The sequence below is a fragment of the Paenibacillus sp. FSL R10-2736 genome (assembly GCF_038000245.1).
Taxonomy (GTDB): Bacteria; Bacillota; Bacilli; order Paenibacillales; family Paenibacillaceae; genus Paenibacillus_AQ; species Paenibacillus_AQ phytohabitans.
The window spans coordinates 3,018,696-3,040,325 of sequence record NZ_JBBOBN010000001.1 but is presented as its reverse complement, the minus strand read 5'-3'; the positions used below and the strand labels follow the sequence as shown (position 1 = coordinate 3,040,325).

Annotated in this window: 24 protein-coding genes; 3 read left to right on the top strand and 21 right to left on the bottom strand. The window is 48.7% G+C overall.

The features are described from left to right. Positions 1 to 8: 8 nt before the first annotated feature. From NSQ73_RS13120 to NSQ73_RS13085, 8 genes are all read right to left on the bottom strand, one after another. Complete coding sequence (locus tag NSQ73_RS13120; RefSeq protein ID WP_340986756.1) at positions 9 to 797, bottom strand: TIGR01457 family HAD-type hydrolase; 789 nt, start codon at positions 795 to 797, stop codon at positions 9 to 11. 294 nt (positions 798 to 1,091) lie between these two features. Beyond that, the gene (gene rnz, locus NSQ73_RS13115) at positions 1,092 to 2,042 is read right to left on the bottom strand and encodes a ribonuclease Z (RefSeq protein WP_340986754.1); all 951 of its coding nucleotides are present in this window, start codon (positions 2,040 to 2,042) and stop codon (positions 1,092 to 1,094) included. 226 nt (positions 2,043 to 2,268) lie between these two features. Then, positions 2,269 to 5,646, bottom strand: a complete 3,378-nt coding sequence (gene metH, locus NSQ73_RS13110; RefSeq protein WP_445669666.1) for a methionine synthase — start codon at positions 5,644 to 5,646, stop codon at positions 2,269 to 2,271. Between the two features lie 178 nt (positions 5,647 to 5,824). Then, positions 5,825 to 6,247 carry a FixH family protein gene (locus tag NSQ73_RS13105; protein ID WP_340986752.1) on the bottom strand — a complete coding sequence of 141 codons (423 nt, stop codon included), beginning with the start codon at positions 6,245 to 6,247 and terminating at the stop codon, positions 5,825 to 5,827. Positions 6,248 to 6,473: 226 nt separating this feature from the next. Further along, complete coding sequence (locus tag NSQ73_RS13100; RefSeq protein WP_340986751.1) at positions 6,474 to 7,259, bottom strand: HAD family hydrolase; 786 nt, start codon at positions 7,257 to 7,259, stop codon at positions 6,474 to 6,476. Between the two features lie 33 nt (positions 7,260 to 7,292). Beyond that, complete coding sequence (locus NSQ73_RS13095; RefSeq protein WP_039299192.1) at positions 7,293 to 7,820, bottom strand: hypothetical protein; 528 nt, start codon at positions 7,818 to 7,820, stop codon at positions 7,293 to 7,295. 47 nt (positions 7,821 to 7,867) lie between these two features. Beyond that, positions 7,868 to 8,077, bottom strand: coding sequence for a DUF896 domain-containing protein (locus NSQ73_RS13090; RefSeq protein WP_042137875.1), 210 nt, complete (start codon positions 8,075 to 8,077; stop codon positions 7,868 to 7,870). A gap of 110 nt (positions 8,078 to 8,187) precedes the next feature. Beyond that, positions 8,188 to 8,601, bottom strand: a complete 414-nt coding sequence (locus NSQ73_RS13085; protein WP_340986750.1) for a LysM peptidoglycan-binding domain-containing protein — start codon at positions 8,599 to 8,601, stop codon at positions 8,188 to 8,190. A gap of 196 nt (positions 8,602 to 8,797) precedes the next feature. Here NSQ73_RS13085 and lexA point away from each other — a divergent pair, with 196 nt between their 5' ends. Next, the gene (lexA, locus tag NSQ73_RS13080) at positions 8,798 to 9,424 is read left to right on the top strand and encodes a transcriptional repressor LexA (RefSeq protein WP_039299199.1); all 627 of its coding nucleotides are present in this window, start codon (positions 8,798 to 8,800) and stop codon (positions 9,422 to 9,424) included. 194 nt (positions 9,425 to 9,618) lie between these two features. After that, complete coding sequence (locus tag NSQ73_RS13075) at positions 9,619 to 9,957, top strand: L,D-transpeptidase (RefSeq protein ID WP_039299202.1); 339 nt, start codon at positions 9,619 to 9,621, stop codon at positions 9,955 to 9,957. A gap of 85 nt (positions 9,958 to 10,042) precedes the next feature. Here the strand turns inward: NSQ73_RS13075 and NSQ73_RS13070 are convergent, their stop codons facing one another. From NSQ73_RS13070 to NSQ73_RS13045, 6 genes are all read right to left on the bottom strand, one after another. After that, the gene (locus NSQ73_RS13070; RefSeq protein WP_340986749.1) at positions 10,043 to 10,600 is read right to left on the bottom strand and encodes a hypothetical protein; all 558 of its coding nucleotides are present in this window, start codon (positions 10,598 to 10,600) and stop codon (positions 10,043 to 10,045) included. A gap of 188 nt (positions 10,601 to 10,788) precedes the next feature. After that, positions 10,789 to 11,010, bottom strand: a complete 222-nt coding sequence (locus NSQ73_RS13065) for a hypothetical protein (protein WP_144026006.1) — start codon at positions 11,008 to 11,010, stop codon at positions 10,789 to 10,791. 80 nt (positions 11,011 to 11,090) lie between these two features. Beyond that, positions 11,091 to 11,276, bottom strand: coding sequence for a hypothetical protein (locus tag NSQ73_RS13060; protein WP_039299211.1), 186 nt, complete (start codon positions 11,274 to 11,276; stop codon positions 11,091 to 11,093). Between the two features lie 53 nt (positions 11,277 to 11,329). Continuing rightward, entirely contained in the window at positions 11,330 to 11,554 is a 225-nt protein-coding gene (locus NSQ73_RS13055) for a hypothetical protein (RefSeq protein ID WP_305954185.1), read from the bottom strand. Between the two features lie 104 nt (positions 11,555 to 11,658). Further along, complete coding sequence (locus tag NSQ73_RS13050) at positions 11,659 to 12,018, bottom strand: hypothetical protein (protein WP_171715962.1); 360 nt, start codon at positions 12,016 to 12,018, stop codon at positions 11,659 to 11,661. A 15-nt stretch (positions 12,019 to 12,033) separates the two neighbouring features. Continuing rightward, positions 12,034 to 12,210 (bottom strand): hypothetical protein, encoded by a 177-nt coding sequence (locus NSQ73_RS13045; RefSeq protein WP_171715963.1) that lies wholly within the window; start codon positions 12,208 to 12,210, stop codon positions 12,034 to 12,036. A 1,232-nt stretch (positions 12,211 to 13,442) separates the two neighbouring features. Between NSQ73_RS13045 and NSQ73_RS13040 the strand changes: the two genes are divergently transcribed. Beyond that, positions 13,443 to 13,913 (top strand): peptidase G2 autoproteolytic cleavage domain-containing protein, encoded by a 471-nt coding sequence (locus NSQ73_RS13040; RefSeq protein ID WP_340986748.1) that lies wholly within the window; start codon positions 13,443 to 13,445, stop codon positions 13,911 to 13,913. A gap of 147 nt (positions 13,914 to 14,060) precedes the next feature. Here NSQ73_RS13040 and NSQ73_RS13035 read toward each other — a convergent pair whose 3' ends face one another. The 7 genes from NSQ73_RS13035 to NSQ73_RS13005 all read right to left on the bottom strand — a co-directional run bounded on the left by NSQ73_RS13035 (position 14,061) and on the right by NSQ73_RS13005 (position 21,569). Continuing rightward, complete coding sequence (locus NSQ73_RS13035; RefSeq protein WP_340986747.1) at positions 14,061 to 14,558, bottom strand: hypothetical protein; 498 nt, start codon at positions 14,556 to 14,558, stop codon at positions 14,061 to 14,063. A 349-nt stretch (positions 14,559 to 14,907) separates the two neighbouring features. Continuing rightward, positions 14,908 to 16,236 (bottom strand): type I glutamate--ammonia ligase, encoded by a 1,329-nt coding sequence (gene glnA / locus NSQ73_RS13030; RefSeq protein WP_039299225.1) that lies wholly within the window; start codon positions 16,234 to 16,236, stop codon positions 14,908 to 14,910. Between the two features lie 29 nt (positions 16,237 to 16,265). Further along, positions 16,266 to 16,676: a MerR family transcriptional regulator gene (locus NSQ73_RS13025; protein WP_019910684.1), complete on the bottom strand. Its 411-nt coding sequence runs from the start codon at positions 16,674 to 16,676 to the stop codon at positions 16,266 to 16,268. A gap of 277 nt (positions 16,677 to 16,953) precedes the next feature. Next, positions 16,954 to 17,490, bottom strand: a complete 537-nt coding sequence (locus NSQ73_RS13020; protein WP_340986746.1) for an AAA family ATPase — start codon at positions 17,488 to 17,490, stop codon at positions 16,954 to 16,956. A 349-nt stretch (positions 17,491 to 17,839) separates the two neighbouring features. Further along, entirely contained in the window at positions 17,840 to 19,093 is a 1,254-nt protein-coding gene (locus NSQ73_RS13015) for a methionine gamma-lyase family protein (RefSeq protein WP_340986745.1), read from the bottom strand. A gap of 179 nt (positions 19,094 to 19,272) precedes the next feature. Then, positions 19,273 to 20,562: a GTPase HflX gene (gene hflX, locus NSQ73_RS13010; RefSeq protein ID WP_039299242.1), complete on the bottom strand. Its 1,290-nt coding sequence runs from the start codon at positions 20,560 to 20,562 to the stop codon at positions 19,273 to 19,275. 35 nt (positions 20,563 to 20,597) lie between these two features. Further along, entirely contained in the window at positions 20,598 to 21,569 is a 972-nt protein-coding gene (locus tag NSQ73_RS13005) for an AAA family ATPase (protein WP_042137900.1), read from the bottom strand. Positions 21,570 to 21,630: the final 61 nt, after the last annotated feature.

Sequence of the window (21,630 nt, the reverse complement as noted above, 5' to 3'; positions counted from 1 at the left end):
CTTTGTCATTATACACCGAGCAGTACCAATAGTTCAGCTAAATCAGCACAAATTTCATCTGGCTTAACTCCTGTAACAGTCTGGTAGTGCTCCAGATTATCGCGTGTGGTCAGACCCGTCAGCACCAGTATCGTGCGGCACCCTGCATTTACACCGGCAGAAATGTCTGTACGCATGTTATCTCCGACTACAACCGCCTCCTCGGGTGTAATCCCCAGCAATGTTGTCGCATAGGTAATCAGATGGGATTCCGGTTTGCCGATCACTACAGGTGACACCCCGCTGGCTGCTTCAATTGCAGCTCCAAGGGTTCCGGCGCCGGGCATCACCCCGTCATCGGAGGGGAGCATCAGGTCCGGGTTGGTCAGCACAAACCTGGCTCCTTCCCGGATCCAGCGCGAGGCCCGGGCCAGCGATTCATATGTAAAAGAACGGTCGATGCCCTGGACAACATATTGCGGATTCTCCTTGACCAGCGTTAACCCCGCTTCGGCGCAGGCCTGCACCAGTCCCTCTTCTCCAAGTATCGCCACGGTTGCTTCCGGTGATTCCTCAGCAATGTAGCGTGCCGCAGCAAGGGATGAGGTGCAGACCTCTTCCGGATTCGCATCAATTCCCATCCCGCGCAGATGTGCAGCAACACTTGCCGCTGTGCGTGAAGAGTTATTCGTGACAAACAGGAACGGTACAGCCGCTCTACGCAGCGCTGCTATCAACCGATCTGCATCCGGAATCATCCGGCCTCCGTGATACAAAGTTCCGTCCAGATCAATTAACAAACCACCTATATTCTTCATAATACCCCCTGTTTGAGTCCCGTTTATTTAATTCATCGCATTAATAGTTAATGTTATAAATTATATTCGCAATTTTCTAACCATTTCCCGCTATAGCCCACTGTTATTGAGTTTTTTGATGGCATCCTAACTTTTCCGCTACTCCGTTTCGCCAATTTCTCTACTGCTTCGTACGCTTAAAGCTCTCCAACTATTTAAAATTTAACATACTTCGTCGAACGATAGCGAACCGCTGTACCGGCAGGCTTTTTTTGGCACAGCCCTGTCATTTCCTGCGCTTTCCCGGAAAATAATTCATTCCCCGGGGGCATTTCCCGCGGCTCTCCGGTGGACCGGGAAGGTGCAGAATTCCTCCGCCAGCAGTGTATTCGGGAAGATGGCCTGCGCCTCTTCCAGTAGTGGAATCAGCTCCTCCTGTGAGCTGTACCGCGAGCTGAAGTGGGTCAGCAGCAGTTCACGCCCGCCTGCCTCACGTGCCAGCTCCGCGGCTTGCCGGGCTGTACTGTGATGATATTGATAGGCCATATCGGCCAGGTCATGAGCAAAGGTAGCCTCATGAATGATCAGATCAGCATCCTGCGCCAGCGGCAGTGTTCCCTGGCAAGGACGGGTATCTCCCAGAATAGTAACAATGCGGCCGCGTTTCGGCGCATGAATCACATCCGCTGCCCGGATCACAATCCCGTCTTCAGTTGTAATATCTTCGCCTCTCTTCAGCTTGCCGTAGAGCGGTCCCGGCTTCAGCCCGTAACTCTTAAGCAGCTCTGCATCGAGGTTGCCAGGACTGTCTTTCTCCGTTACCCGGTACCCATAGCTGTCAATTCTATGCTCAAGCAATCCCGCCTCAACCTTGAACGTGTCATCCTCAAACACAAGCCCGCCGCTGTGCTCAATAATCTCAAGCTTGTAAGGGATTCGCGACTGGCTTGCGGACAGTGAAATATCCAGATAAGCTTTGATCCCCGGAGGTCCATACACTGTAAGCGGTGATGTACCGCCCTGATAACCGCGGCTCGACAGCAGCCCCGGAAGACCGAACAAGTGGTCACCATGCAAATGGGTGACAAACAGCTTCTCCAGCTTGCCCAGCCGCAGCGGTGAACGGAGAACCTGATGCTGTGTTCCTTCTCCACAATCGAACATCCAGAACGTGCGCCGTTCTTCAAGCAGCCTGAGGGCGATTGAGGTTACATTCCGCTGCAGTGTCGGTACCCCGGCATTTGTTCCCAAGAAATATATTTCCATTATGCCCCTCCTCTCTTCTCTCGTACTTCTCACCTTATTTTTATCATGCCGGTTCTTATGAAAAGAATTCTACTCTGTTTTGGCGCTGAAAGCATCTTTCAAGTGGAATCAGCTGGATACGTTACATATAAATTCTTATATTCCCAGCAAAAAACCTCCCGGTGACGGGAGGTTCCGCTATGACGGGCACAGGCCCTTCTGACAGGTGATGATCAATCAGGGCAGTTTACAGCTTCTCCACATTGAAATACTGCGCTTCAGGATGTGCAAATACCATAGCTGATACCGAAGCCTCTGGCTCCATCATGAAGCCTTCGGTAAGGTGAACTCCAATATCCTCCGGAGACAGCAGCTTGAATAACGGCCCTTGATCCTCCAGATCCGGGCAAGCCGGGTAGCCAAAGGATACACGGATTCCCTGATAACGCGCCCCGTGTCTCTGCTTCATCGTCATATCCGCCGGGTCCGGGAACCCCCAGGTATCCCGCATCATATGGTGAACGCGTTCAGCCAGACCTTCTGCCACCTCCAGCGCTACTGCCTGCAGGGCATGGGAACGGAGATAATCTCCCCGGTCCTTAAGCTCCGTGGACAATTCACGTACCCCATGGCCGGCGGTTACGACCAGGAACCCGACGTAATCCATAACCCCGCTGTCCACCGGCTTCAGGAAGTCGGCGAGGCAGAGATACGGCTCAACGTTCTGCCGCGGGAAAGTGAAGGTATGCAGCACATTGGCAGGATTCTGCGGGTCATAGATCAGGATATCATTCCCGCTCGACTGGGCCGGGAAGAACTGATACATGGCATGTGGAACAATGGTACCTTCCAGCATCGCCTGATGCAGAATATCGTCTACGGTTTCTTTCAATTCCACTGTACGCGCATCTCCCGCTGCCAGCTGCGCTTCCACGGAACCGCGCAGCCCCAGATGATGGCCGAGCAGCATCTGCATGTTCACATAAGGAATAATATGTCCAAGCGGATAATTGCGCAGGACATGACGCTCCAGATCCGGCGGAGTAAACACAGGGGCATCTGCCGAAATCTTGGAGCGGACGGCACGCGTCAGCTCAGGAAGCGGCTGCTGAGGAGCCACAGCTACGGCAGCTTCTGCCTCTTGGCGTACCTCTTCCTCAATCTTCCCCCGCTCCAGCGGATTCATCAGCCGGTTGGCGATATCCAGACCGTCCATGGCATCCTTGGCGTATAGTACCAGGCCGTCATATTCAGGGCGGATACGGGTCTTGGTGAACTTTCGGGTTAATGCCGCACCGCCGACCATAATCGGCACATCGATACCGGCAGCGCGCAAATCCTGCGCCGTCAGTACCATCTGCTGCGCCGACTTCACCAGGAGGCCGGATAATCCAATGGCGTCAGCTTTTTCCTTGCGGAAGGCTTCAATTATATTCTCTGGCGGAACCTTTATCCCCAGATTGACGATCTCGTAGCCATTATTGGAGAGGATAATCTCCACAAGGTTTTTGCCGATATCATGTACATCGCCCTTAACGGTTGCGAGCATAATTCTTCCTTTAACCGAGGTCTCATACTTCTTCATAAACTGCTCCAGATGACCGACTGAAGCCTTCATCACTTCAGCGCTTTGCAGCACTTCAGCCACAATCAACTCATTGTTATTGAACAATCTGCCGACTTCCGACATCCCCGCCATCAGCGGACCATTAATAATCTCAAGCGGACCGGATAACTTCAAGGCTTCGTCCAGGTCAGGAATGAGCCCTTCCTTGGTTCCCTCAACGACATACGAGGCGAGACGTTCTTCCAGCGAGAGATTGGAGATCTTCTCTTTCTTCTCGACCTTCTTCTCCCGGAAAGCCGCTACGAACGCAGACAAAGTATCGTCATTGGTATTATAAATCAGCTGTTCGGCAAGCTTGCGTTCTTCCTCCGGAATGGAGGCATAACGCTCCACCTTTTCGGTATTCACAATCGCATAATCCAGCCCGGCTTTGGTGCACTCATAGAGAAACACCGAGTTGAGCACTTCACGGCCCGCTTCCGGCAGTCCAAACGATACATTGCTTATGCCCAGAATCGTATGAACGGAAGGCAGGGCTTCCTTGATCAGGCGGATACCGTCAATCGTCTCTTTCGCAGAACCGATATATTGTTCGTCACCTGTTCCGACAGGGAATACAAGGGTATCAAAGATCAGATCTTCAGCGGCCAGCCCATATTTGTTCACCAGCAGATCGTAAGAACGTCTGGCAACCTCCAGCTTGTCCTTAGCCAGGATCGCCTGCCCGGTTTCATCAATTGTGCCCACAACGATCGCAGCCCCGTATTTATGAATCAGCGGAGTCACGAGCTCGAATTTCTCTTCACCATCTTCAAGGTTAATGGAGTTAATAATCGCCTTCCCTTGGCAATATTGCAAGGCCAGATCAATCACCTTCGGATCGGTGGTATCGATCATCAGCGGTACTTTGACTTTCTTCACTACAAGCTCGAGGAAGCGTTTGATATCCTCCGTCTCATCACGGTCAGGGTCCTGCACGCAGACGTCAATGACCTGCGCTCCGCTCTTCACCTGTGCGCGGGCAATCTCTGAAGCTTCCTCATACTTGCCTTCGACAATCAGCCGCTTGAACTTCCGAGATCCCAGCACGTTGGTCCGTTCACCGACCATGTAAGGACGGTTATCGCTCTCAATGTACACGGGCTCTATGCCGGAGAGTGCCGGCGGATGAATGCCATCCAGCCCGCGCGGCGGATATGCCGATAGGGCTTCGGCCATCGCCCGGATATGATCCGGGGTTGTGCCGCAGCAGCCGCCGGCAATGTTCAGCCAGCCCTTCTCGGCGAAGCCGGCCAGCTTGCGGGCAAGTGAATCCGGAGATTCATGGTAGTTGCCGTTCTCGTCCGGAAGCCCGGCATTCGGATAGCAGCTAACCGCTGCCGAAGAAATGGCCGACAGCGAACGGATATGATCGCGCATGAATTCCGGTCCTGTCGCACAGTTTAATCCGATAGAGATCGGCTTAAGATGCTCCAGCGAAATGTAGAAGGCCTCGATGTTCTGCCCCGCAAGCGTAGTCCCCATCGGTTCGATGGTACCTGAGATCATCACCGGCAGTGTAATTCCGCTTGTCTCGAAGGCATTGTGGATGCCTATACTTCCGGCCTTCACATTCAGCGTGTCTTGGGAAGTCTCCAGCAGCAGGGCATCTACCTTGCCATCGATCAACGCGACCGCCTGCTCCTCATAGCTGTCCACGAGCTCCTGAAACGTTACTCCTCCGGTTACGGAGAGTGTCTTGGTCGTCGGTCCCATTGCCCCAATAACGTACCTTGGGCGCTCAGGTGTATCATATTTATCTGCAGCATTACGCGCAAGTCTGGCAGCCTCAAGGTTAATCTCCCGGGCCCGCTGCGGGATATCATATTCTGCAAGCACCACAGAGGTGGCGCCGAATGTGTTAGTCTCAATCAGATCCGCACCGGCTTCCAGGTATTTCTCATGAATATCCTGAATCACCTCCGGCCGGGTAAGCACCAGCATTTCATTACAGCCATCCAGCTCATCCCCGCCGAAATCCTCGCCGGTAAGCGGCACCTGTTGAATCATCGTGCCCATGGCTCCGTCTAGTATTAATATGCGTTGCTGCAAGCTTTCTGCAAGTGTGAATTTGGCCACTTTCAATCCCCCCAGTAAAACATTAGAGTAAGTTTAGCAGAATAAAGGGAATTCGGAAAGCCTTCCTTTCCACCCTGCATTATTTGTATTGACAGTATAGCTACAGATCACAAACTCATCATGGCTGTACCGTGAGTTCTTTAGACGGCATAGAGTGCTGCGTCCGGGCAGTCACATGGGAAGTGACCGTATAGCTGCCGGCTTGCTCAAATGTACGTTCACTTATATAAGCTCCTTCTCCGTCACTTGCCCCTTTCAGCTGAGTGCTGTTGCCTGGCTCTGCATTATCTACAATTTCGAAGATCACTTCTTTGGCGTCCTCAACAACTTCTCCGTCCTGACTAATGACTGCTTTAAAAATCACCTTGTCGTTAACGGATACTTCTTCCGGACTCCAGCTTAGCTCTACCTTGATAGGCACCATTGAGGAATCAGCAGCTGCATGCATATACATATCCTCTTCATCATTCCCTGAACAGCCGGCAAGCGTCATACCCATGACAATGCAAATGAGACCTCTAAGTACCTTTGGCTTAATCATCTGGAGCCCTCCCGGTTCATCGATAGATTCATCTTCATGTTAACAGCGAAAGTCAGATTGCTTTCTTCCTTATTATACACATTTTATTCAACTTGTCGGAAATAAGCTTCGTTAACCGCCCTATCACATGAGAATAGTCATATACATGAACTACATTTGTCCAAATCCTCGCAGGTATATCAAAAAAGCCAATATCCTATAAGGATACCGGCTTCATCTAATTCAATTATAAGGAGTGTACCAATGGCAGAAGCTCCGAAAGATGGCTGATCTGATAATCCGGAGTAATATCCGGGTCAGGAGTCTTGGCCGTCCGGTTGATCCAGACCGTCGTTAGACCTGCAGCCAAACCTCCGAGAATATCAGTCGTAAGCTTATCTCCGACCATGACCCCCTGCTCAGGCGTAATATCCAGCAGTCCGAGGGCATGCTCGAAGATTGTCTTGTCCGGTTTCCCTTTACCGAAGCTTCCAGAAATGACAATATGGTCAAAATACGGAATAAGCTCAGGTACACCATCAAGCTTCTCCTGCTGGAGTGCAGGACAGCCATTCGTCAACAGCAGCAGCTTCACCTTGCCGCGCAGTTCATCCAGCACCTGAAGCGTCTCTTCATATATATAAGGACGGCTGCGGCGCTCAGCGGCGAACTTGGCCGCGAGGCGTGCCGCCAGCGCATCATCGTCCACTCCAAGAGAGGCAAGTCCGCGGCGCCAGGATTCGGTGCGGTAGGCCGGAGCAAGCTGTTCCAGTTGCCGGAATTCCGGCTGGTCTCCAGCTGTGAAGTTAGCCCATAGTGCCTCAAAAGGATTAATTCCGATCAGCTTCGTGAACGGAAAGGTCTCGTAAGACTCATAAAGCGCACGCGCTTCTCTACGCACCGCCTGTTCAAGCTCCTGCGGATCAACAGAATCCCCTGCAGCCTCAGAGGCGTAGCGGAATGCTTCTTCCACACTTCGATCATCCCATAGCAGTGTATCGTCAAGGTCAAATAGTACGGCGGTAATCGGCATTTCGTTTCCCACTCCCTATGCTGGTCTATCTTACTATTCGTGCACTACTTCAATGTTGTTGTTCTTGCCGAATTGTTCCAGGCGTGCAGCCATAGCGGCGGTGTCATACCGGTTGATCAGCTTGGAGAAAATCCACTGCTTACGCTTGCCTTTATACTTAATGGTAACTACACTGCGGGACAAGGTAATCTTCTCAATTTCAGCTGCAGGCAAAAAGCGTTCACGGTTGTATTTAATAGTAGACAGACGGGCACGTTCCACCTTAAGGAACGGACGGCGGAAGAATAACAGCGCGGCAAGCAGGAAGTACAGTACTACCCCCAGCCAGTTAGCCAGTATTCCGCTTCCTTTCGCTTCATCGATGGAACCGACTACCCAGAACATAATGCCAAGCAGCAGTAACACGACAGGGAATACAATATTGCGGCCTTTGAAAATATCGACGCTCTTTGCAGCAGCTTTAGAGCTCGCCCCATAGATCGTCTCTTTCCCCTGCTTCTTTCTTTGCTGATTGATTTGCTTGGTGTTGCGTTGAACCATTCTTTCCCAAGAACGGGCCATGTTAGTTCCCCCTAGTCATCCTGTATTATCTATGAAAAGGCCGCAGACTAAGCTTTACGTCCGTTGTTGCCTTCTTCATGCTCCGGATTATCCACAATCTCAATGGTATCAAGCTGGGCCCGGAAATTGCTGCGGATATTGCCCAGATAAATCTCGCGGAGTTTGGCGCGTTCTGCCAATTCTTCCTCATTCAGGCCGCTTTCCTTATGTTTGCGTGCCAATTCATTGATGCGTGCGACCAATTCGTCAATATTCAATACTTTCCCCTCCCCTATAAATTCATTCTAACTTTGCCATGAGAAAAAGAGCTTGTCAAGGTCTACCCCCTGAAAGCTCTCTTAGTCGAACACCAGTATGCTTCTATCGGTTAATATACCGGCACGGACAGTATATCTCCTGCCTTAATTCCGCTGTCCTTCAGACCATTTGACTTCTTGATCCCTTCTATATATACAGCAGTCCTCATATCATCCGGTTTATTCTTGAGGGCAATGCTCCACAAGGTGTCTCCGCGTTCAACTACGATCCGTTTCTCAGGCTTCATTAAAGTGACAGAACCAGCGAACACATTTCCGACTACTGTAAATCCGGAGATCGTGAGTAAAAGTATCAGAGATATCTTGATGAAGCTGACCTGGCGGAATATTGAGGTAAGTACAGACAGCAGGCGAAGGGTCTTGTCTCTGAATTGTGCCAATGGATTATAGGGTAATGGATTACCGGGAGCGGACACCTTGATATCCTCATTGTAGATACTATTGTAGGTACTGTATTTTAACATAAACATCATCCTCCAAACACTTGTTCTTACTTTCGAAAATAATATAACACGAACATGTGTTTTGATCAATAGTTTTTTCGAACAACTGTTCCCTTTATTTTTCAGGCTATAATTCTCACAATTTAGAACTTATGTTTGTACGAACGGCAGTTCTATGTTATAATTTTCCCAAACATAGTATATGGGGTTGATTCCGATGTCAAAGATTTCGAGTCGCCAGCTGGCGATCCTGGAATTTATACGTAACGAAGTCCGCAGCAAGGGTTATCCTCCGTCCGTTCGGGAAATTGGCGAAGCTGTTGGCCTGGCCTCCAGTTCTACAGTGCACGGTCATCTGGACCGGCTTGAGAAGAAAGGCCTGATCCGGCGCGATCCTACGAAGCCGCGTGCAATTGAACTGCTCGGCCAGGAAGATTCAGAGAATGTACATCAATTCGTCCAGACGGTTACCCGTATCCCTGTAATTGGTAAGGTTACTGCTGGTGTTCCTATTACTGCAACAGAGAATATTGAAGATTACTTCCCGCTTCCTACCCATTACGTAGGGGATAACAAGGTATTCATGCTTTCTGTACTCGGCGACAGCATGGTTGATGCCGGTATTATGAACGGTGATTATGTTATTGTCCGCCAACAGCAAACCGCTGACAATGGTGACATCGTTGTTGCGATGACCGAAGAAGATGAAGCAACCGTTAAGACCTTTTACAAAGAACGTGATCATATCCGGCTGCAGCCGGAGAACCCGGCTTACGAGCCTCTCCGCCTTAACCGCGTTACTATTTTGGGCAGAGTCATTGGATTATTCCGCGATATCCATTAATCTTTCTCCTCCATAATCAGGCTGCTCCGCATCACGCGAAGCAGCCTTTTTCCTCTTTAGATCCTGTTACGCTTGCCCAAAATGCCAAAAAACCAACATAGGAACATTTGTTCCTATGTTGGTTTTTTGGCATTTTTTACTCCGAACCGCTTTAGCTATCCGCACATATCCTGTTACAAAGGAGTGCTGATCCCATGCCCAACTATCGAATTATTGTCGACCTTTCACAGCGCATGCTTTATCTGCTTGATAATGACACCGTAACCAGAGGATTTCCTGTCGGCATTGGCCGGATGCTGACCGTCTCGCCGGTAGGCGAGTATACGATCATTAACAAGCAGCCCAACCCGGGCGGACCGTTCGGAGCCTTCTGGATGGGCCTGTCCAAGCCACATTATGGAATTCACGGAACCAATGACCCTTCCTCCATCGGCCACATGGTCTCCCACGGCTGTATCCGCATGTATAACCAGGATGTGGTCGCGTTGGCTGCTATCATTCCCATTGGCACCCGTGTAACCATCAGGGAGTAGCTACAGTCATGCAGCCGCCTATAAATTTCTATATCGAACACAAGAACCCCTCTGACGGGTTACGCCAAAGGGGTTCTTCACAGCATTATTGCACAGTTTGCTCATAACCAAGCTCGTCCAGAATATTTTCAGCCAGACTCCACTGTTCCGCAGGTGAGTCTTTGCTTTTTTTGGCGTAGACCAATGCACTCTTGGTAACTTTCTCGATCAGCCTGCGTCCCTGCTCTTTGGTGATGGACACTTCCAGCCCGGAGCGGCCCACCACCTCAGACAGACAAAAGAACGCAATCCGCATGGCGTAATTGTCTCTGCTGAGGAAATAGAACAGATGAGGCACGTTCTTGAGCAGACGGTCAACCCAGTTCGTAATCTCCCGAACCTGATAGACTTCCCGGCGATCCTGCTCATACCCATTGAATATAATTATGATTTTGCCCCGTAGCCGCTTCTTCTCATATTTCTTAAATTCACGCAAATAGCTCTCGAGCCGTCCCTTCTCCACATCTTCTCTGGAGACATTCAGCACGGTGGATCCGGCTGCATCCCATTTTGAACTTTCTTCCATCACCGGATCTGCGTTAACAGACAGTGTACTATCCTGTGTTTCCGGCAGTCCCAAACGCTGGCGTAATTGATCGTCCATTCTTCACACCTTCCTGTATCAAGCTCTTGTGCAGCTTGTTCACCATGTTATCCTGATATGTAGCTGTTCCTCAAGCCTTTTGCTCTTCATCGATCAATTATACTCTGAGCCTCCCACAGTCTCAATCGCACGCCAAAAAGACATCCGTAAGGATGTCTTTGAGTGGATTCATATCCCCTGACTACAGATTACAACACGCTGCGCAACAACCGGATAGCAATAGTGTTTAAACGAATTGCTTCACGGATGGATGCTCTTGCAGCCAGCAATTCTCTTCTGGCACGTGAACCGCTTGGAAATCTGCGCAGGTTCTCATTAATTTCCTCAAGTCTTTCCAGCAGGATTGCTCTTTGTGCGAGCAGTGCATTAATTGCTCTGCGGATTCTGTTTCGTTCTCTTTGCGTCATCATTACACCTCTTTTACGTTTTATAGTATAAGAAATGCAAAGATTGGCTTCGGAGACTGTGTGATTTGGCAGTAATATTATAATTAGCTTTCTTTGACCTTGATGGAGATAATATTTACAGGATTAAGATACTTGCCTCCTGCCGGAATCCAGCCTGTCAAACCACCGGATGTCAGATAGGTTCTGGCTTCTGCCGCCGATTCAAACACAGATTCTAGCTCTTCAATTTGCCCATTCACATACTGAAGCTCAAAAATAACTTTACTCACTTGCGACCACCTCCTCAGCTACTAATTCGTTACCCCGAAGCGGTTACCTGCTTTTACTTCTTGGGCAGCCTTACACGGAACTCAAATTCGTCACGTCTATAGGTCATTCCGGCCAGCAATACATACTCCGGCGTCCATTTTTGTACAGGTCCGGCGTAATCAGCTATAACATGAGGTTTACCTTCGATCAGCTGAACGACATAGACCTTCACCTGGGCAAGTGCCGCCGCGAATATATCAGCATCACTTGAAAGAACTTTATACGCAGTATTCAACATCTTTCCTCCTCAGTGCACAAGCAAGAATGATAAGGATTCATAGAGCACACAAATCAGTTTAATTATACCGGGTTCTGGAACAAAATGTATACCCTATTTAGAGTTTAGAGCTTGATGAAAATGATTTTAAACAGCCCAAGGTATTTGCGCTTCGCCTTAATATCCCCGATAAATGTCTTACCGTCTTGAATATCAGGTATGCTGAAGGTGGAGAACAGAATGTAATTTTCCCGGATTGTAAACGATTCGACCATAGGCTGAGCGACCAGACTGGTAATTCCTCCAGCTAGCTCTACCCCCAGTGTTTCCTCGAGATGATTCACAGCATATTCTCCAAAGTCCTCTTTACCCGGATTCATAACGGCTAGTAAAACTAGTACTACTATAATTACAAAAGACAGTTTTGCCGCTGTTTTCTTGCGGACTTTGTGTTCTGGCTGCGTTGCATCATATCGCGGGTTCATGCTTATTCCCTCCAGCTAGAATATTTCTTGAATCGCGAACACTAACGGACTCACAATAAACCTGCAGATTATAACCAGCACATCAACCGGCCCGCTTATCCCCACATCCATTCCGCTCCAGTCCGGACTACCTGCTACCGGTGAATCCAGCCCATATTGCTCTATAATCCGTTCCCTGGTTTCAGTTGACATGCCGGCCCCTTCTGCAGCTCCAGCCTGAGAACAAATTAGCGTTAATAATAGGATCATTGCAATGATACTTACATATTTATTTCTCATTTCATACCCCTATGTATCTTATTTATTAACAAGGAAATACCAGCACCGCAACAACCACGGCCAGTATCAACTGTAACAGCAATAGTCCCCAAGCCCAAACCCTCTAAACACATGCTTCACTTCAGCCTTCCCTTAGGCATAAAAGTGATTCCCAGTGTAAGCACCTGCAAAAGCTTCCTTTAGTGTGTATATGATCCAGTATATAGGACATGGTACATTATGTAAAATAAACCATCCGGCAAACCATTGGGATGTAAATAAAATAACCCGTCAGCCATTATTCCGGCGAGTCGGTTTAAATTTAATAACTCTATTAAATATATATTATCCTAAATAATAATTTTGTATTTTATGTGTATTTTGTAAATAAAGGGTTGAATTATTTTCTCATATATTTATAATAATTACCAGATATATGAAGGGAGACATCAAGAGATTGTCCACTAGAGATATTCTTCCCCTCATGTCTTACATTGAAATTGACCGTAGATTATATCCGCGACCTATTCACACTTTAAGACAGAGATCGACCAGAAACCCTAAAAGCATTTCTCGTATTCTTAATTCGGTATATGAGAGCAATTACATCACCGTGGGTGATTTGATGAAAGCTTCATTAGCTGAATTGCGTTGCTTAAGGAATTTTGGCGTCACGGGGCAAATGATTGTCGTCGAGTTGTTAGAGGCCCATACCAAACAGTTGTCTGAGATTTCCCGCTAAGGACCTTTTTTAAAGGTTCTTTTTTTATTAGGGTGCAAGAAGCAGTCGGCATAACCGGAATCCATCCACTTCCCTTGGCCTATGAAGAACAAATTTACCCTCACGGGTGAATGGGCTTACTAGCCAGTGGTCATTTGGCTGCTGCCTCTTTTTTTTCTTACCAAGGTTCCATTCTCCTCATATGCAGCTGGACATCGTAATGTTGCTATGCATCAACAATCGTATATCATGGGTTTCAACAGAGTGATCGATACGTTAATTTATGGCATTTAGCCGACGGGAACAGCTTTGCTCCTTCGTTATCTGGTATAAACAAAGACCTTACCGGCAATCTCTACATTAATGGTACCGTAATGTCTCCTGCAGCAGACTACGCTGAATTATTTGAAACCGTGGATGGGCTGCCAATTGAACCAGGATATTCGTGACGACGAAAGGTGAAAAAGTCAGAACAGCAACGCGAGAAGTTAATTACATTCTTGGAGGCATCATCGCAAGACCTTCAATTATCGGTGATGCAAATCATTTGAACTGGAAGGGGAAATACATGTTAGATGAGTGGGAACGGATAAAGTATGAGGTTATAGCAATTCCGGCGGTGAAAGACGAAGAGGGAAATTTTATAACACTATCGAACTCTATGAAAGCAGGGTTAATCAGTTCTCAATATAACCCTACTCAGGAGCATGTCTCCCGGATTGACCGTCGGGAATGGGTGGCTGTAGGAACAATGGGAAAACTCCTTGTTCGGGATCATGAAACATGTATTGAAGATGGTTCTTGCTTACCAAACGATGAAGGAGTAGCAACCGCAACTCCTGAAGGATATCGCGTGCTGGTAAGAGACTATATGTATTATTCATTACGGCCCACCTTATTAATATCAGATCTATAAGCAAGCAGATATATAATATTATTAAAAACATAATGGAAAAAGCCCTCGAAGCAGCTCCGAGGGCAAAATAAAAACGCCTTTTAGGCGTTCATAAGAAAAAAAGAGACGTCAATTTTATTTATAACGTCTCTTTCTTTTTATCTCGGCTTAATTTACGTCATATGCAGAGAAATTCAAATGGTATGCAGGTGCTGAGCTAAAGTTTGGGGCGTCTACTACAATATAAACTGTCGCACCTGCTGGTACAAAAATGTTACCAAAGGTTTGTGACTCTGTTGTATTTGCCTTTTCTGTATAAAATATTTGGGTTTCACCGAAACCATTATTGTAATTAATTTTATAGCCTGCCCTTGTCACTCCATTTCCAGAGTAGCCTCCTACAGTCGCATATACTCTTTTATAACCAGAAGATGTATTGGTCCATTTAAACCAATCTTTTTCTGTAGAATTTTGAATAAAGAGATCATAAACAACTCCGCCATATTCATTTAAGAGAAGAGAAATTGCGGTAGCTTGTGAATCCCCTATGCCGACTATATAAGGAGTTACTTCTGTTGAATTAACATCTTCGGCAAATGCGGAAGCCGATGGCAGCATAACTATTGCTGAGATAATAAGTAAAGAAAGAAGTTTTTTAATTTTCACTAATCTTCCGCCCTTCGATTCATTTGTTAACCGGCCGATTACACTTAAATAATACATCTTTCCCTTTTGTTAATACATAGTCCATAAGTTGTCAATTATTATAATATTCTACCGATATTTTATGTCTATTGTTGTTGAATTATGAATAAAACCCTCCCTTCCTGTCATGCGGATTTTTACATGCACATTAATGTAGGGACAAAGCCTCGTTATTTAACATCCTTTTATACTGGTCGCGAAGAGTAGATCAATATGGTGAGCTTTATATGCACTGAGTAGGAAAAATCCCCTGGCCTATAAACACACAAAAAAAACCCCCGGCGCTTAGAGCGCCAAGGGCTGCTATATCCTAGTAAAGCGTCATGTACTGATCTCTTTCCCATTCGTGAACCTGGGTCCGGTAGATATCCCATTCAATTTCTTTAAGTTCGTAGAAGTGGGCCAGCGCATGTTCGCCGAGAGCTTCGGTAATAACATGGCTGCGGATCATTTCGTTGAGGGCTTCCTTCAGATCGGACGGCAAGCTTGGGATGCCTTCTTCAATCCGCTCTTCCTCAGACATCACATAGATGTTACGGTCGATTGGAGCCGGAAGATCAAGCTGGCGTTTGATTCCATCCAGACCTGCCTTCAACATTACAGCAAGTGCAAGGTAAGGGTTAGCTGCCGGGTCCGGGTTACGGACTTCAACGCGTGTACTGAGCCCTCTGGAAGCGGGAATACGGATCATCGGGCTGCGGTTGCTCGCAGACCAGGCCACGTAGCAAGGAGCTTCATAACCAGGCACCAGACGTTTGTATGAGTTGACAGTCGGGTTAGTGATCGCAGCAAAAGCACGTGCATGCTTCAGAATCCCTGCCATGTAATAACGGGCTGTTTTGCTCAGACCCAGTGTGTCACTTTCGTCATAGAACATGTTCTCGTTGCCTTTGAACAAGGATTGGTGTGCGTGCATACCGGATCCGTTCATGCCAAATAGCGGCTTAGGCATAAAAGTAGCATGCAGGCCGTGCTGACGGGCTACCGTCTTCACGACAAGCTTGAAGGTTTGAATCTGGTCCGCTGCCTTGATAGCATCGGCGTATTTGAAGTCAATTTCATGCTGGCCGGAAGCCACTTCATGGTGGGAGGCTTCCACTTCAAAGCCCATTTCTTCAAGCGTCAGTACGATTTCGCGGCGGCAGTTCTCCCCAAGATCCATCGGCGCCAAATCGAAATATCCGCCCTGATCGTTCAGTTCAGTGGTCGGGTTACCCTTCTCATCTGTTCTGAACAGGAAGAATTCAGGTTCAGGTCCAACGTTCATAGCAGTGAAGCCCATTTCCTCAGCTTCGAGCAGACAACGTTTGAGGATACCGCGCGGATCTCCGGCAAACGGTGTTCCGTCTGGCATATACACATCACAAATCAGACGTGCAACACGACTATCCGTCACCCAAGGGAAAATCACCCAAGTGCTGAGATCCGGATACAGGTACATATCGGATTCTTCGATCCGGACATAACCTTCGATGGAGGAACCGTCGAACATCATTTTGTTGTCGAGCGCCTTTTCCAGCTGACTTACGGGAATTTCCACATTTTTGATTGTTCCGAGCAGATCGGTAAATTGCAGGCGAATAAACCGGACGTTCTCGTCCTTGGCAATACGCAGAATATCCTCTTTAGAAAAGCTCACTTTACCCTCTCCCTTTCAAAATCTCTATGTTATTTATTAAAAAACCGGGATAGCTCGCCTTGGATTAGAGACACTTGTCCCGGTCTTTTACCGGAAACCAGTTCCTGCTTAAGCAGACGGTGAAGCTGTGAATCGGATAACTCTCTACGCCGAACCTCTGTATCAGGGGTAATGACTGTAGCTTCTTCAGATTCCTTCGAGACAGGATTCATCACCTGCTTAATGCCGGCAATATTAACACCCTTCTCAATCAATGCCTTGATCTCTAGCAGACGTTCAACATCATTAAAGGAGAACAAACGCTGGTTGCCGGATGTGCGCGCGGGTACGATCAGACTGTGCTGTTCATAATAACGAATTTGTCTGGCAGATAGATCGGTTAACTTCATTACGATTCCTATAGGGAATAATGCCATATTTCTGCGGATTTCATCACCCATGACTCATCCAACCTTCCAATGATCTTTTTCTCATCTCATTGTACATTTCCTTATATGGCGTGTCAATGGTATGTGAGTTTTTCTCACAAGATTTCTTTAAGCCAATGAGAGATTAAGTGAACAAAGTGTCAGCTACATGGGACCTGGCTTCCCGCAGTATATCACATAGATCAATCCTCAAGCAAAAGTTCCGTACTGGAAAACTGTTTCGCTCAAACGCGCATCATGCACGACTCCAACTTTTCAGAAACTCCTTATTCAAAAGAAAAGTGACTGGCTAACCTTCAATCACTAGCTCCCCTTCTCCTGCCGGGGTCTCAAATCCGCTCAAAAACCGGGTCAGAATCTCTTCCGTGATTGGAAAAGCGGCATTAGCATCAAAACGCCCGCTCCGGATCTGAAGCCTATGGCGCAATTCGTCCGGATGGACTTTTAAATGGATCAGTGCCCATACGCCTCCATAACGCTCAATCAGTTGTTTATATTCATCCCGCTTCTGCCGCTGCCAAAAGCTGAAATCGATAACGACATGACGCTTCGCCTGAATCAGCTTCACCAGTTCCCCCCGCAGCCTGATTTCCGATTGTTCCTTAAAGGATTCATAAGCCTGCTCCGGATAATCTACACCAAAACGGCCATGTGTACTCCAAATATCCTCATCGATCGAGAGCCGGACGAATCCCGCTTTCTCCAGCTTCAGCGCAAAGGTTGTTTTCCCCGAGCCAGCCACACCGCACATCATCACTATAACGGGAGCTTCGCTCACATTGTTTTGTTGCGTTAAATATTCTACCGCTGCCGCTTCATTCAGCATAGACTTCATCTCCTCTTCACTTTGAGCATAGGGGAACGCTTCTCCTTAAACTACGTAGATATAGTATAAAACTACTACGAGGTGACTTCTATGAACCAGAATAATCTCATTTGTAAAGCTTGCGGAAATAACACTTTTGCTGAAGGAAAACTGGAGGGCTACGCTAATGTAAGGCCTGTAAATAACTACTTTTCTTTTGGTTCGAAGCTTACATTAACAATTTGCAAAAGATGCGGTGAAGTGGCTTCTATGAAAGTAGATAAATTCGAGAAATTCTAATTCAGTCCTCCAATGCAAATAACCGGACAGCACTCTGCTGAGTGTCCGGTTATTGTACGTTCACAATTAATTAAAGTAAATTGCGTTCTCTCATACTTTGCAGGGCCATTAGTACCCCGTATTTTACATGAGAGTAAGTTAGTCCTCCCTGCATATACCCGATGTACGGCGCCCGGATTGGCGCATCCGCAGATAGCTCCAGACTTCCGCCCTGAATGAACGTCCCTGCCGCCATAATGACCGGATGCTCATAACCAGGCATATCCCATGGCTCGGGAACAACGTGGCTGTCTACTGCCGCTGCACGCTGAATTCCCTGCACGAAAGCAATCAGATGCTCAGGTCCGTCAAAAGCTACCGCCTGGATCAGATCCGTCCGCGGCTCATCCCAGGCTGGCTTGGTCGTAAACCCGCAGCGCTGGAATACAGCGGAAGCGAAAATACTGCCCTTCACAGCCTGCCCTACGGTATGCGGAGCCATGAAGAGCCCCTGATACAGTCCACGCGTCGTCCCCAGCATGGCACCGACCTCTCCGCCTATCCCGGGAGCAGTCAAGCGGTATGCGGCCAATTCCACCAGATCTGCCCGGCCGCAGATATACCCGCCTGTCTCGGCAATTCCGCCGCCGGGATTCTTAATCAATGAACCGGCAACGAGGTCAGCACCAACCTGAGGGGGCTCCAGAGTCTCGGTGAACTCTCCGTAGCAGTTGTCTACGAATACAATTACATCAGGCTTTAGCGCTTTTACCTTCGCTACCATCTCACCAATCTCAGCAACAGTGAAGGAAGAACGCCAATCATAACCGCGGGAACGCTGGATTCCTATGACCTTAGTTTTATCGTTTACCGCTATTGCAACCTCGTCCCAGTCAATTTTACCGTCAGCCGTCAGTGCAGTCTCGCGGTAGCCGATGCCAAAGTCAGCCAGAGAGCCTGTCCCGTCGCCGGGCTTGCCAACTACCTTATGCAGTGTATCGTAGGGGCGTCCTGTAATGTATAGAAGCTCGTCTCCGGGACGAAGCACACCAAAGAGCGCCGTAGATATCGTATGAGTGCCAGAAGCGAAATGCGGGCGTACGAGCGCCGCCTCCGCGCCGAATACTTCAGCATAGACCAGATCCAGTACCTCACGCCCCCGGTCATTGTAGGCATATCCCGTAGACCCGGCAAAATGAAAATCACTGACATGCTGGCGCTGAAAGGCTTCAATGACCTTCCACTGATTATGATCTACAATTTTATCCAGCCGCTTAACGGCAACTTCAATTTCTAGCTCTGCAGCTTCCGCTGCCTGTAATAGATCCTCTGCAAATACTGCCATTTCCCCTCAATCTCTCCTTACCCTACTTTTACTTTGTCAAAGCTGAAATTATCTGCGCCATTCCGATAGGAACGGTGTGCGTTTCAGCGAGAAACCCCGCACAGCAGCGCCTGCCCCGAATGATACGAAGCAGAACTGAGGCTGTGCGGGGACTTGTAATGCCTGTACCTATCTTGCACTTATTGCGGTTCGATAAACTCAGCAAGCTTGTAGCTCCATTTATCGTAGTCCTCTTTATTCAGACGAACATTATAGAGTACGTCATTCCCGTCATAATTCTGCTCAAGTACTTCTCCAACCCGGTAGAGCAGTGATGACAGGTCTCCCCGGTCCCCGGGAATCCGGAAGATAAGGGTGTCCCCGGCCAGTTCATCGCTGATAATCTCCGTAATCCTGGTCAGGTCATCCTGATTAAAAGCACTGATCTTCAGGAAGCCCGGACCTGTAGGAAGCATTTCCAGCTGCTCCGGCTGGCACAGATCGGTTTTGTTGAACAAGACGATCTGCGGCTTTCCTGCGGCTCCCAGATCCTGCAGAATAGACTGGACAACATCCATCTGCTCTTCACGCATCGGCGAAGAGGAATCAACGACATGCAGCACCAGATTCGCTTCATTCACTTCCTCCAGTGTAGCCCGGAAGGAGGCTACCAGATCATGCGGCAGGTTCTGAATGAACCCTACAGTATCTGTAAGGACAACTTCTTTACCCCCAGGTAGCTGGAGCACGCGTGAAGTCGGGTCGAGGGTCGCAAACAGCTGGTTCTCAATATAGACATCCGCATCTGTAAGCTGCTTCAGCAGCGTGGATTTGCCGGCGTTGGTATAGCCAACAAGTGCCACCTGTACAGCGCCGCTCTTACGGCGGCGTTCACGGTGCAGCTCACGTGTCTTGACGACCTCATCAAGCTGGCGTTTCAGCTCGGTAATCCGGTCGCGGATATGACGGCGGTCAGTCTCCAGCTTGCTCTCCCCTGGACCTCTCGTACCAATCCCGCCGCCGAGCCGCGACAGATTCTTGCCGTGTCCGGACAGACGCGGAAGCAGATAGGAGAGCTGCGCCAGCTCTACCTGAATGATGCCTTCCCGGGTTTTTGCGCGGCCGGCAAAAATATCAAGGATCAGCTGGGTCCGGTCAATAATCTTCAGATCCAGAGACTCCTCCAGATTCCGTACCTGTGCTCCGGACAGCTCCTGGTCGAAGATCGCCGTATTGGCACCCAGTCCGTCAGCGGCCATCCGCAGCTCTTCTACCTTTCCCTTACCGATGAACCATTTGGAATCCGGGGTTTCCTTGTTCTGCCGGATGACATCGAGCACCTCCACTCCGGCCGTTTCAGCCAGCTGGACCAGCTCCTGGAGTGAAAGCTCGGGATCAATGCCCGTGCGTTTGATTTTGTCTGTGACCAGACTGACGAGTATTGCCCGGTCCTGAACATCTGTTTGGGTATCATGTGTGGTGATTGCCATTAATTAAGTGCTCCTTATCTGTATGCATTCATATCTTACAATTTGAAATCCTCCGTCCGCAGGGTCATCAGCTCCTGCTTGCCGGGACTTGTGCTTTCATACTGATTCAGCAGCCGTACCGCCTGCGAGCGCACCGCCTTCTCAATACTGTTGCGCACGTACCTTGCGTTGCTGAAGGCATGCAGACTTTCTGTTTTTTCAAGCAGTAAAGCCTGCTTAAGTTTGAGTATGGCCTGCGGCATCAGAATATAATCGCGTTCTTTGGCCATTAGCTCGGCAATCTGCAGCAGCTGGTCAATCGTATAGTCAGGAAATTCCACCTGAATCGGAAACCGTGAAGGCAGACCGGGGTTGCTCATCAGAAAATAGTCGATTTCTCCGGAATAACCGGCCAGAATCAGCACAAATTGGCTCCGGTGATCCTCCATGGATTTCACCAGTGTGTCGATGGCCTCCTTGCCGAAATCCTTATCTCCCCCACGGGCCAGACTATAGGCCTCATCGATAAAAAGAATGCCGCCCAACGCCTTTTTCACCAGATCCCGCGTCTTCTGTGCAGTATGCCCGATGTATTCGCCCACCAGATCGGCCCGTTCCACTTCAATGAGATGGCCTTTGCTGAGCACACCCATCCGCTGGAACAGCTTCGCAACAATCCGTGCTACGGTTGTTTTGCCTGTGCCGGGATTTCCCTTGAAAACCATATGATAGGCCTGGCCCCCGCTGGCGAGTCCGGCTTCACTGCGCATCTGCGCTACCTGCAGCAGGGCATATATCTCAAAAACTAGCTCTTTGATATTATCCAGACCTACTAACGCGTCCAGTTCCCGGCTGAGTTCCTGGAACAGTCCGCTGTGGCTGTGATTTTTGGAGGGGGCCGGTCCGCTGGCACTGTCTGCGGGTGAGCTGGCCACCGGCGCCGGATCCTGATTCCTCAGCACAATATTGATCTGCCGTGACGGTCTTCCTTCATCCCGTCCACTTGCCGCCGCTACATGTCCGTTCACCTTGTTCACCTCATTATACAGGGCTGACTTGCTCTAAACAGTCTATTCCGGTACAGGGGGT